Below are 12,215 nucleotides of genomic sequence, written 5' to 3'. Positions count from 1 at the left end.
TGTTGCCCTACGATGATGGGTAGGTGGATGATCCATGGTTTGGCGCATTGGGTTTGGACTGAATTTTCATTTGAGGTGGTGATTGTGCAGGGAGATATTAATCAAAATACTAATCAGGAAGTTAATCAGGAAGTTCATCAGGACACCAATCAGGAATCTGGTCAGGGAACTCATCAAGAAGCCATGAGTGAATTTCCGGAATTTTTACCTGAAGCAGTGGCCAATTTAACGGAATCAGAGTCGATCGACTTTGTGCGTCAAATTCAGCGCCAAACGATCCAGACTTCCTGGCCCTATCCCTATAGTGTATTGCCGATCGAAACCAGTTTTGTCACGGGTCAACCGCCAGAATCACGCGATCGATTGCCCGATGCGCCGCCTATTTTGCTAGTTCATGGCTTTGACAGTTCACTGCTGGAATATCGTCGATTGTTCCCACGCCTAGTTCAGCAATCTGCCACTTGGGCTGTGGACTTGTTGGGGTTTGGGTTCACCGATCGCCCTGAAAAGTTGGAATTTACCGCTGAAGCAATTCGCACCCATTTATATTGCTTTTGGCAGCAAATCATTGGGCGGCCGATGGTGTTGGTGGGGGCTTCCATGGGGGGTGCAGCCGTGATGGATTTTGCCCTCTCCTATCCGGAGGCGGTGCAGAAAGTGGTGTTGCTGGATAGTGCTGGATTTGTGGGCAAACCGATCGCCAGTCGGTTTTTGATTCCGCCCTTGGGACAATGGGCCACGCAATTTTTGGCGAATAAAAAGGTGCGATCGGGCATTGGGCGCAAGGCCTACGCCGACCCCGATCGTTGTGCCACCGAAGAGGCCTATCGTTGCGGTGCGTTGCATTTGGGAATGCCCCGATGGAGTGAGGCGCTCATTTCCTTCACTCGCAACGGTGGTTACACCATTACGGGTGATCGCATTGCCCAACTGCCCCAAGAAACCCTGATTTTGTGGGGCGATCGAGATCAAATTTTGCCCAAAGCCACGGCCCAAAAATTCCAAGCAGCGCTGCCCAAAAGTCAATTTATTTGGGTGGAAAATTGCGGCCATGTGCCCCACTTAGAACAGCCTGATCGCACAGCCCAAGCGATTCAAAATTTCTTGGAAACATAGGGTCTGTGAATCACTTCAATAATGGGATCAATCAGGGATCAGTTTCGGCTTTTCAGATGTTTCCCCATCGCAATTCTCAGTAGTAGTCCGTAGGGTGGGCACTGCCCACCGAATCGTTGCTTCATGGCATCTGCGATATGGTGTGCCAATTATTTGAGATAAAGGCCGTATCCTCGCGGTTCAGATTGACGGGCCCAAAAAAGGGAGATCGCCCTCAGACGATCGCCCCATGCGAGATGAATTGAACCCAGCTTCCTAGCGGATATATTCCTTCAAGATGCTGTTGCGGTTCGGGTGGCGCAACTTCCGCAGGGCCTTCGCTTCAATTTGGCGAATTCGCTCGCGGGTCACGTTGAAAATTTGCCCAATTTCTTCCAGGGTTTTCATCCGACCGTCATCCAAGCCGTAGCGCAACCGCAGCACATCACGCTCGCGGGCGCTGAGCGTATCGAGCACGCTTTCTAGATCTTCCCGCAGCAGGTTCTTGGAAACGCGATCTTCCGGCGTTTCGCCGTCAGATTCAATGAAATCGCCCAGGCGCGAATCTTCTTCCTTGCCGATCGGGGTTTCCAGCGAAATCGGCAACTGAGCCGACTTGGCAATGAACCGTAGCTTCTCGATCGTCATTTCCATCCGCGTTGCAATCTCTTCTTCCGTGGGTTTGCGACCCATTTCTTGAGACAGCAACTTGGTGGTTTTCTTAATCCGCGAAATGGTTTCGTACAAATGCACCGGTAGGCGAATTGTCCGAGATTGGTCAGCGATCGCCCGGGTGATTGCCTGCCGAATCCACCAAGTGGCATAGGTGGAGAATTTGTAGCCCTTTTCGTGGTCAAACTTTTCGGCGGCGCGAATCAGACCCAAGCTACCTTCTTGGATCAAATCCTGGAACGACAGGCCGCGGTTCATGTATTTCTTGGCGATCGAAACCACCAAGCGCAGGTTCGACTGCACCATTTTGTCCTTGGCACGCCGACCCACATACAGCCGCTTCCGGAATTCCGGCAAGCCCATATTCAACGCTTCGGCCCACTCCCGATCGTTCGGTGCGCGATCGAGTTGATCCAGCAGCTTTTCATGAACCCGTTCGATTTCTAGCAGGTCAGCAATTTTACGGGCCAGTTCAATTTCTTCGTCGGCGCGCAGCAAGCGAATCCGACCAATTTCTTGAAGATATAGCCGAATTGAATCTTCGGTGTAGTGCTTTTTCTTAGCAGCCGTACGGCGACGAGATGCGGCCGCTTTGCCAGGCTGCTCTTCGTCTTCCTCGTCGAGTTCGGCAGACGGGTCATCATACTCATCAATATCGACCTCATCTTCGTCCTCTGTGGTGAGTAGCTCTAGTTCGACCTCTACATCATCCACAGCATCAGTCAATACATTCATTTCTTCGAGTACGGTTTTGGCCTGGGTCATGCCGAGTCCTCTCGCTCCTTTCAACGAAGTAGGGTAGATATGCAGTGATCGGTGGGAAGTTGGAAACTGCGACGGTTGCGGAAACAGGCACTGAAGGGCTGGCAACGCCGCAGTCTGGGCTGGATTTTTTGCCGAGATCCAGATTAGCCCCAGATTTTTGAAATGTCCCAATAAACTGTAGCCTGTCTTACGAAATTTTGCCGGGACGATCGAAAATTTGCTGGCAATTAACTCCAAAAATCACAACAAACAGGCAAGAAACGGGCACGAAACAACTGATTTGACGCTGATTTGCCGCCCATGACCGATCTGGTGTCGGCTGAAGTGGGCAATTTGGCTAGGGTTTAAGTTATGAGTTATTGATATTTCCCTGGATAAGCGGCAAATGTTGTCAGCAGAGGAACGGTCTTTTTTCCTCGCGATCGCCCCGGTCATTGTCGCTGAAATACTTCCAGCGATTTTGTCTCCCTAGACAGGCTCGATTGGGGCTGATTTACAGACCTCCAAGGTGACGCTTCCGCGTTCTCATGTGCCTTCCTCTGTTGTAACACGCTCTTTTCTAAATCACAGGGCTATTGATTTCATTTGGTTTTCATTTTTCAAATTTTCATGTTTGGGATTTGAATTGGCTCATCCTTCAGGGCGTGAAGAACAGTTCTGTGGATTGGGTGATTGGTCAGTCGATCGCGCGGTCATCAACCCAGGATTGAGCAAGTATTCAATGATTATTTATTCATTGGGCATTTGTTTGGGCATTTGTTTGGGCATTTGATCGATCGCCCGATCGATCTCGCGAGCCGTTGGTTTTGGGGAAGCCGGGTTGAGAGCATCTTGCTTGATCGAATCCCACAGCCGATCGACCGTCACAAACCGCCACCCCCGATCGCGCAGGGCCGGAATCAGTTGCGCCACGGTTTTGACCACATCCCGCCCGCCACAGGGCCCATCGTGCAACACAATCAGCGAACCGTTTTGCACCTGATCCAAAACCCGCCGCTGCACCACCGCCGGCCCAGGATGTGTCCAATCTTCCGGCACAACGCTCCACATGACCGGTCGATATCCCCAACTGCGCCACTGAGCCAAGGCCCCGGGCAAAAATAGCCCGTTGGGTGGCCGCACATCTCGCACATGGTGTTGCACCCAAGCCGGATCAAGCTGACAGGCCTGGGCGATCGCCCGTTGGGTGCGTTTTAAATCCCGTTGCAGTTCGTCTGCGCTGAGGCGGGGAAACGATCGGTGATGGTAGCCATGGAGGCCCAGCCAGTGGCCCGCATCCCAAACTTGTTTGGCAACGGCAGGGGCCCGATCGACCCAACAGCCCAACCAAAAAAAGCTAGCGGTCACCTGTTCTTGATCCAACAGGCGCAACAGGGCTGGCGTATATTCCGGGTGGGGCCCGTCGTCAAAGCTGAGAGCAATTTCCCGGCGATCGGGATTGCCGGCCCACAGACCCAAGGGAAAGCTGGCCGCCAAGGCTGGATAGAGGCGTGGATAGAGCCAAGCAAATTGCATTGCTGAATGGGCCAGCTAAATTAGCAAACTAGGTTGGCGAGCTAAATTGGCGATCTCGCCGGACGGGGGCGAGGGGTTGTGCCGCCTGAACGTTACGGGTTCGTAGGATTGGTGTTTGAAGGATTCGCGTTCGTAGGATTGGCATTGGGCAGCGCCTCGGCCGGTTGCAAAAGCCGCAGCGTGTTGAGGGCCCGTTCGTAGCCCTCGCGATCACCCCGACGGGCAAATAACCGGGCCGCCTGTTGCAAGTTATCCACGGCCTCTTGCAAATTGCCTACGGCCGCTTGGGCGATCGCCCGATTGTGAAAGGCTTCCGCATCGTCCGCCGCGATCGCCAGGGCGCGATCGTAGTCCTCAATGGCCCGGAAATAGGCCTGCTGTTGCACCAGCAAGTTAGCCCGATTGAAATAGGCGTTGGCGTATTGGGGATCCAGCTCGATCGCCCGGTTATAGTCCGCCATGGCCGCCAAGGAATTGTCCAGGGCCGCGTAGGCCGTCGCCCGATCGTTATAGGCCTCTACCAAAGCCGGATTCAGCCGCAGGGATTCTGAAAAAGCCTCGATCGCCTGCTGAAGCTTGCCCGCAGCCGCCAAGGTGGTTCCCCTGGCATAGGCCGCTTGGGCCTGTTGGCTGCGGGCTGCATTGGGCTGGGCTGGTTTGGGTTGTGCCGGGCCCGGTGGCGCATTGCGGGCTGGTTGGGGCGATCGGGAGCGGGTCGGGTTGGTCGGTTGGGGACGGCGCGGCTGGGATGGCCCTTGGGCCTGAGCTGCCGGCGCGATCAACAATCCAAGCAGCCCGATCGCCCCCAAAAGTGCCCAAAATCGCCGCCCCTGTCCGTTGAATGGCTTCCAGCCGAACTGAGACCGATCGAACCCAGACCGAGCAAACCCAAACCGATCAGACTGAGACTGATCGAACCCAGATCGATCAACCCCAGGCCGATCTTTCTGATCGCCCGGAAATTGCCCGAGAACCGGTGGAGTCAAGCGTTGTGGATCCTTAAGCCTCATCCGTCGGTTGAGAGTTAGAAGAAGGGTTAGACGAATCTCCCGGCGAAGCATCAAACAACGCATCCAGACGGCTGCGGGCATCTTCAACCGTGATTGACTTCATCACCAACAGGGGTTCACGAATCGGCTGCCCCCGATCGTCCAACATTTCCGGGTGCAACGAGATGGGTGGTTGGGCCGGAGCCACCGCCCGCGCTGAATGATCCACTCGATCGGCCGTGCGGCCCGCCTCAGTTCCCAGTGTGAAGAGATTGCGGACTAAATTCCCGATCGCCAAGAATGCCAACACTGCAAAGGCCAGGATATACAACACCTGTAGCACGGCCGTCGTCTCCCTAACGGATGATCTCTAAATAAATAGTCTCTAACATGATCTGAGAAGGCGATTACCCCGCCGAACCCGAAGGATTCTGTTCAGCCCGGAACCGCATTGCCACATGCCAGCATTCCTGAACTAGGTTGTGCCAAGGCATGAGGGTTGACGTTTCAACACCCACCTGGGCCCCCATGGCCTCAAAGAGCAACTGAGTGCTGCTCACTTCCTGTTGGGCCTGCTTGACCCTTGCCAGCAAGCTTTCCTGTTGCTCATCGCTCAGAAACGACAAGCGCTCCGATTCCAGCAAGGTGCGCGATCGCCCAAACCAATATTGAAAATCTTCAAGCAGCGGCTGCAAGACGGTCTTCAGCAGATTGGGATCGGGAGGGGTAGGAGCCGACATAGGCAAAGTAGAAACTAACCAATCTACATACAAGCTTAACGCTATTCATCTTTCGTAACATTTTTTTGAAAGATTTCGCATCAGCTCTTGCCGCGCCAAGGGCAAAACCATGATTCAGGACTAGGGCCGATCATCATTTCCGGGGATCACGCGAAAACGGTTGACTGTCCATGCCCTAACTGTCCTAAACAAGGGGCTGAAGCCCCTTGCCCCCACGACTCGTCACGGTGGAATCAGGGTTTCGGGCAATTGGACAACCAACCCTAAAGCCCCAAATCAAACAGGCGAGCAATCCGCTTGCGCACCCACTGCACCGGGTTGCTGTCATCTTCATCGGCCGCAATCAAACCCAAGGCCCGAAGCTGGGCCTGTCGATCGCGCAATTCCTCTTGGCGCACGGACAGTTCCCGCACAATCACCTCCGCAATCGGGGGATGCTTTCGCAACAACTCCGTGAACCCCCGCTGATTAATGGCAAACAGCAAGGTTTCCTCATTGGCGCTCACCGTTGCCGTGCGCGGAATGCCCAGCATCAGCGCCAACTCCCCAAAAAAGCTCCCCGCCTCCAAATCCGTCAGGTGCTTATCCAACTCCGCCACAAACACCTTCACCGATCCCGACAGCACAATGTAAAAACTATTGCCCGGATCCCCTTCCCGAAACAGTAGCTCATCTGGTTTGAGGCGCTGACGATAACCGCACTCAATCACCCGCCGCAGATCCAAATCATTCAAATGCGAAAAGTAGTGAACCCGTTTCAGGGATTCCGTCAGCAGGCTCGATCGCGTTTCGCTGGAAATTTGGCGTTGGGCCAAGGGTGCAGGGGATATAGCAGCCGTTGGATCACTGCCGCGCCCGAGGGGATAGAGCACTTCCGGGTTCCGAAGCCACAAATCCCGTTGAGGGAAGGGAATTTCAATGCCCTGTTGATGAAATCGATACTCGATCGCGCAGTTGAGGGCATGGCGAGCATCAAACTCCCGTTCATAGCCCCGAATCCAAACCCGCAGATCAAAGTCCAGCCCATGATCGCCCAACCCCAGCAAAATCACCGTGGGAGCCGGATCATCCAGCACCATGGACTCGGAATAGGCCACATCCAACAGCAATTCCGTCACCACCAACGGGTCACTGCTGTAGGCCGCGCTGACTTTGATATGCAGCCTTGCGGCCAGGTCGTTGTAGTGCCAATTAATGACCCGTTTTTCCACTAAATCGCTGTTGGGAACGATCACATGGGCCCCATCCAGGGTGCGAATCACGGCCGATCGCAGGGCCACCTCCACCACATGACCCGCCAGCCCATCGAATTCAATGAAATCCCCCACCTTCAGCTTGCGCTCCAACAACAGGTTCAAGCCGCCCACAAAGTTTTTGGTGATGTTTTGCAGGCCCAAACCCACGCCCACCCCCAAAGCGCCGGCCGGCACAGCGAGGGAATTGAGATTAAATCCGGCACTTTGTAAGAGCGCAACGAAAATCAAAACGCCGATGCCGTAGCTAACAATGCCGGCGATCGGGCCGCGATTGCCCTCATCAATGCGGAGTTTGGCAAGCAGGCGGTTTTGCAGAAATCCCTTAATGATTTGCGCACCGCCATAAACCAGGGCGCTGTAGAGCACCAGTTGCAGTAAAAACCCGAGCGAAATAACCGTTTCGCCCAATTGAAACAGGGGCGTTTGCAGCAAATCCAGAAGGCCTTGCTGAAGGGGTTTGAACCAGTTCATGTTAGGGAGAGGTGAGCAACCTAGAGGCTGAAATCAAGCCAGACTAGCCGTTATTTGACCGCATTACTGTAGTTGAGTTGCTCGGGTGAGGAATTGATGCTGAAGCAAAAATAATGTGATTTTTCAGCCGGGAACCGGTGATTTTTAAGCTTGAGGGGCAGTGGTGTTCGATTCTGAGGCTGTGGCCTGGGCCCGATCGCCCAGGGATTGCAGCCATTGGCCCAGGGCCGGAGACTTGGATGTGAATTGCACCAAAACGTGATCCGGGCGATCGGGACTGGGGAGCACTTTGACGTAAACTTCGCGGTTTTCCGGGCCTGGGGGCAAGGTATCTGGGGCCGAGGCTTCCGCCAGGTTCAGCTTGAGATTCGTTAGGGGCTTGGTTAAGGCCTGGGGGTTCGGGGCCGGGGCCTTGCTGGCCGGGTTGATTGCCCCTTGGATTTTCAGCCAACCGCCTTTGGTAGACAGCTCCACCAAGGCAACGGCCCAAGCCTGACTGCTGACATGTTTGCCATCCAGGGGCTGGGCGGTGAATTGGAGGGGGGCGATCGGGTAGTAGGTTTCCTGGGCCCGTTCCAGGGTGAGGTGATAGGGCGCACCCACGCCACCCACGTCATAGATGGTGATTGGTTCAGGAACACCCTTGGGCTGTACCTGTTGGGTGGCGGCGATTTTGACGTAATCGGAGCCGCCAGCTTCTTCAAGGGCCGATTCGGTAATCAAAATTTGCCCCCCGATCGTGTAGGACTCAATGCGATAGGTCAGGTTGACTTGGGCCCCCACCACGCCGTATTTGGCTCGTTTGTAGGAACCGATGTTGCCGACCACCACTTCGCCCGTGTTGATGCCAATGCCCATTTCCAAGGGTTGGTAGCCCATTTCGCGCATTTTGGCGTTCACGCCGCCCATGGCTTGCTGCATGGCGATCGCACAGGCGATCGCCCGTTTGCCATCGTCCGATCGGGTGGTGGGGGCCCCAAACAGCACCAAAATCCCATCCCCCATAAACTCATCGATCGTGCCCTGAAAGTCCGTGATCGCATCGGCCATGGCTTCCAGGTAGAGGTTAATGATTTCGATCACCCTTTCTGGGGGCAACCGTTCGGCGGTGGCCGTGAACCCTCGCAAATCGGAGGTCAAGATGGTGATTTTGCGCCGCTCCCCGCCCATTTTCAGGCCCTCGGGATCTTCCAGCAGATTGGCGACGACTTCATTGTTCAGGTATCGGCCAAAGGTGTTGCGGATCTGGCCGGCGGTGCGGGCCAGGTAAAGGGCCACCATGGTCGCTCCCACCAACCAAGACAACAGGGGCGGCACAAAGGGAACCCACAGGCCTTGGATCATGGCTCCTTGGCAAATTCCCCACAACAGCAACACCAGACCGCCGGAACCTCCAATGCCCCAAATGGCAATCCAGCGGCGCGAGTCTGGCAGTCGTAATAACCAGGCCAGGGTGGAACCAATGGCGGCCCAGCCCACAATCCACAACCACTCGATCGGCTCCTGCCAGGTGGTGAGGAGGGGGCGATTGTCGAGGGCGGCGGCAATCACTTCGCTGGTGAAGTGGGCATGGATTTCAACCCCGGCCATTCTTTGGGGCAGTTCTAGGGGTTTGCCGCTGTAGGGCGTGAGGAATAGATCGCGGCCGCTTTCGCTGATGTTGCCAATGAGTACCACCCGATCGCGGGCCCAGTTGGTGGGGAGTTTGCCATCCACCAAATCCCGCAAGGAAACGATTTCAAAGGAGCCACTCCCGCCGCGATAGTTCAGCAGCAGTTGATTGCCCGCATCGTTGGCCCGAATATAGCCGCCGTCATGGCTCCGAAACCGCCGAAAAATGGCGTTTTTGAGCTGAAAGGCTCCGGGTTCGGCGGCCACGGTTTCGGGCGCAATGTTTTCTGGATCCAGATAAAGCAGGGCCAGGTAAAGACCCAAACCGTAGATTTTGTTGTTTTCGGTGTCTTGGGTATCAATCAAAACCCGCCGCACTTTGCCATCCGCATCCACCACAAAATCATTAGTGCCCACTTGCCCTCTGGCGGCCAGGGCGGGGGGCGCGGCAACCCGATCGGCGGCGGTTTCCCCCCGCACCTTGGCAATGCCCACCAGGTAATCCGTGTTGTTAAACAGGCGCACCAGGTTGGCGTGACCCGGTTCCTGGGGCAAGTCGCGGTAAATATCCAGCCCGATCGCCCGGGGGCCCATGGCCTTTAACCGTTCGATCGCCTGGGCATAGACCCCATCGGGCAGGGTTGTGGTGCCAAACCGTTGCAAGTCGGCATCGGTGATCCCCACAATTGCCACGCGCCGATCGGGAGCCTCGGCCGGCCGGGCTTGGAGCATTTGGTCATAGGCCAACCATTCCAGCCCTTGCAGGAGGCCAACCTCCCGCATTCCCAAAACGAAGCCGGTGGCCGTGGGAACCGCCAGCAGCACGCCCCGCCACTGCCAAACCCACCGTTTGAGCATTTTGGCCCAGGATTTCATGACTACCGATTAACCATAGAACCGGATGGGGGAAGCGGCATGGGCAACCTAATTCAGGCTAATTCAGGAGTCGAGCGCTGGCGAGGCTTTGCAGTCCCACCGATTCCAACAGGCTTTGCCATTGATCCGGTTGGGTGGTTTGGAGGGCAATGGCCGTGGCCAACGTGTCGTACCACAGGCGTGCTTCTGCCAGGACTTGGGCCCGTTGGAAGGGATCGCGGGCCGCACTGAGACGGCGGTTAACGCTGTCCGGCAGGGCCACGAGTTTCACTTCCCCGATCGCGGCCACATCGCTGGCTCGATCGCTGGGGTCACAAACAATCGAAAAAGCCCAATTGTAGGTTTTGCCCGTTTGCAGCGCCTTGCCAGGACTGAGGAGGGAAATTTTTAAAATCCCTGCCTGACCGGTGAGCGGCACGGCTTGGCGATCGATCAAATTGCCGTCTTGATCGGCCACCACCAACTCTGCGGTTTTGACCACCGTGGAGGGCACGTAAACAAAAACTGTTGGGTTGGCGCTGGTGGCTTGGCCTGACTGGTTTTGGGGCAACAACAGGGTCAAGTTGGGCCCCGTGGCTGCAATACATTCACCGCCTCGAGTGCCGCCGCCAGTGGTGCGGTTGGGGCCGCCGCGATCCTCCGTTTGGGGAAACCGCAGCCCGGAGCGAGGTGCCCCAAAGCGAGTGCCACCCCCGATCGTGCGGTTGGGGCCGCCCCGGTTTTCGGTGTTGGGGAAAGCGGGCCCTGCGATCGAGGCGGCCTGGGCAGGGGCCAGGGAGAGGGCAATGCCACCGCATAGCAGCATGGCAACTGCGCTTCGGGTTGCCAATGGGTTCCGAGTGGGCGTTTTATTCTGAGGGTCGCTCATGACTGGTTCTCCAGCGTGTGTTGCACTGGCTTGCACCTGCATTGCCTGACGGGTTGATTACACCCTGCGATAGGAGTTTTGGACGAGAGAATGAGTGCCACAGGTTCCAAGGGCAAGGTTGGCAACGGTGAGATCGACGGGGAGCCAGCGCCCTGAAATGGGCTGACTGCCCTGGATCTCGCCGCTTCTGGGCAATGGAAATGGAATCTTAGTAATGGCTGATTCCAATCTTAGCTGGCTGTTTTCAGTTTGCCCCTAGCCACCAATCTGGGACATGGTGCGGGCGTAGCGTCCGGTGGTTCCTGATTCGCGATTTTTGAAGTTGATCTCTGGTTTGGCTTGGATCAGGTGGCTAACTTGGGCCCGCAAGTCCTGGAGGTCAACGCCCGATCGCAGTTGGCTTTTGAGGTCAATTTGCCCCGACTCATTCAGCAAACAGGGGCGCAACCAGCCATCGGCCGAAAGGCGCATTCGATTGCAGCGATCGCAGAAGCATTCAGACATTTGGCTAATGAAGCCGATCGTGCCCTTGGCCCCCGGAATTTGGAACACATCGGCGGGGCCATTGCCGGTGACCCAACCCGTGGTCAGGCCCCAGCGCGATCGAATCCGTTGGCGCAACTGTTCTGAATCAATCCAACCCCGATCGGCAAACAGATCCTGATTCCCGATCGGCATGAACTCAATGAACCGCACATGCCACTGGCGATCGAGCGTCAGGGCGGCCAAGGCTTCCACCTCTTGGTCATTGATGCCCGGGATCACCACCACATTCAGCTTCAGCGGATCGAAGCCCACCCGGTGAGCCGCTTGGATTCCATCCCAAACCTGTTGCCAGCGCGATCGCCCCCGATTCCCAATAATGACATCGAAGGTTTCTGGAATTAGGGAATCCAAGCTGATATTAATCCGTCGTAATCCTGCGTCGTAGAGCGGTTGGGCCAAATCCTTCAGCAAAAAGGCATTGGTGGTGAGGGACAGGTCTAGGGTTTCTGGAAACTGCGCGATCGCCTGGGTAATTTCCACCACCCCCGGCCGCAACAGGGGTTCTCCCCCCGTGAGTCGAAAGCGCCGAAACCCCGCCGGCATCAGCACTTCCCGCAACAACAGCAGCAACTCCCCATCGGTCAGCAAATCCTGTTGCAACGCAAACTGCAAATCTGTTCCCTCGGGCATACAGTACTGGCAGCGGAAGTTGCAGCGGTCAATCAAACTGATGCGCAGATAATCAATCGTTTCAGCGGCCATAAGTGCCCAACCCAGTTCCTGACGAACTTGTTCGTGGCGATGTGGCCAATCATTATTCAGGATCTCGACCAAAATCCGTGCTTTTTCTTGACGGGTTCGTTCATACCTA

10 protein-coding genes are annotated in these 12,215 nt (G+C 55.9%); 1 reads left to right on the top strand and 9 read right to left on the bottom strand.

Annotated elements, in window-relative coordinates; genetic code table 11:
* Positions 1 to 27: 27 nt before the first annotated feature.
* Positions 28 to 1,116, top strand: a complete 1,089-nt coding sequence (locus H6F46_RS02320; protein ID WP_242027747.1) for an alpha/beta fold hydrolase — start codon at positions 28 to 30, stop codon at positions 1,114 to 1,116.
* Positions 1,117 to 1,371: 255 nt separating this feature from the next.
* Here H6F46_RS02320 and rpoD read toward each other — a convergent pair whose 3' ends face one another.
* From rpoD to moaA, 9 genes are all read right to left on the bottom strand, one after another.
* The gene (gene rpoD / locus H6F46_RS02315) at positions 1,372 to 2,532 is read right to left on the bottom strand and encodes an RNA polymerase sigma factor RpoD (RefSeq protein WP_099532253.1); all 1,161 of its coding nucleotides are present in this window, start codon (positions 2,530 to 2,532) and stop codon (positions 1,372 to 1,374) included.
* 729 nt (positions 2,533 to 3,261) lie between these two features.
* The gene (locus tag H6F46_RS02310; RefSeq protein ID WP_190353408.1) at positions 3,262 to 4,047 is read right to left on the bottom strand and encodes a polysaccharide deacetylase family protein; all 786 of its coding nucleotides are present in this window, start codon (positions 4,045 to 4,047) and stop codon (positions 3,262 to 3,264) included.
* Between the two features lie 92 nt (positions 4,048 to 4,139).
* Complete coding sequence (locus H6F46_RS02305; RefSeq protein WP_190353407.1) at positions 4,140 to 5,033, bottom strand: tetratricopeptide repeat protein; 894 nt, start codon at positions 5,031 to 5,033, stop codon at positions 4,140 to 4,142.
* Between the two features lie 13 nt (positions 5,034 to 5,046).
* A complete protein-coding gene (locus tag H6F46_RS02300) occupies positions 5,047 to 5,379 on the bottom strand; it encodes a DUF2973 domain-containing protein (protein ID WP_099532250.1) in 333 nt (110 codons plus the stop codon).
* A 64-nt stretch (positions 5,380 to 5,443) separates the two neighbouring features.
* Complete coding sequence (locus H6F46_RS02295) at positions 5,444 to 5,776, bottom strand: DUF2605 domain-containing protein (RefSeq protein ID WP_099532249.1); 333 nt, start codon at positions 5,774 to 5,776, stop codon at positions 5,444 to 5,446.
* Positions 5,777 to 6,039: 263 nt separating this feature from the next.
* Positions 6,040 to 7,503 (bottom strand): cyclic nucleotide-binding domain-containing protein, encoded by a 1,464-nt coding sequence (locus H6F46_RS02290; protein WP_190353406.1) that lies wholly within the window; start codon positions 7,501 to 7,503, stop codon positions 6,040 to 6,042.
* A 144-nt stretch (positions 7,504 to 7,647) separates the two neighbouring features.
* Entirely contained in the window at positions 7,648 to 9,990 is a 2,343-nt protein-coding gene (locus H6F46_RS02285) for a CHASE2 domain-containing protein (protein WP_190353405.1), read from the bottom strand.
* Positions 9,991 to 10,048: 58 nt separating this feature from the next.
* A complete protein-coding gene (locus H6F46_RS02280; RefSeq protein ID WP_190353404.1) occupies positions 10,049 to 10,795 on the bottom strand; it encodes a DUF928 domain-containing protein in 747 nt (248 codons plus the stop codon).
* 318 nt (positions 10,796 to 11,113) lie between these two features.
* Entirely contained in the window at positions 11,114 to 12,106 is a 993-nt protein-coding gene (moaA, locus tag H6F46_RS02275) for a GTP 3',8-cyclase MoaA (RefSeq protein WP_099532245.1), read from the bottom strand.
* Between the last annotated feature and the right edge of the window lie 109 nt (positions 12,107 to 12,215).

It is taken from the genome of Limnothrix sp. FACHB-1083 (assembly GCF_014696485.1).
Taxonomy (GTDB): Bacteria; Cyanobacteriota; Cyanobacteriia; order CACIAM-69d; family CACIAM-69d; genus CACIAM-69d.
Note: the sequence above shows the minus strand (reverse complement) of the source record. Positions and strands in the feature narration are given on the sequence as shown.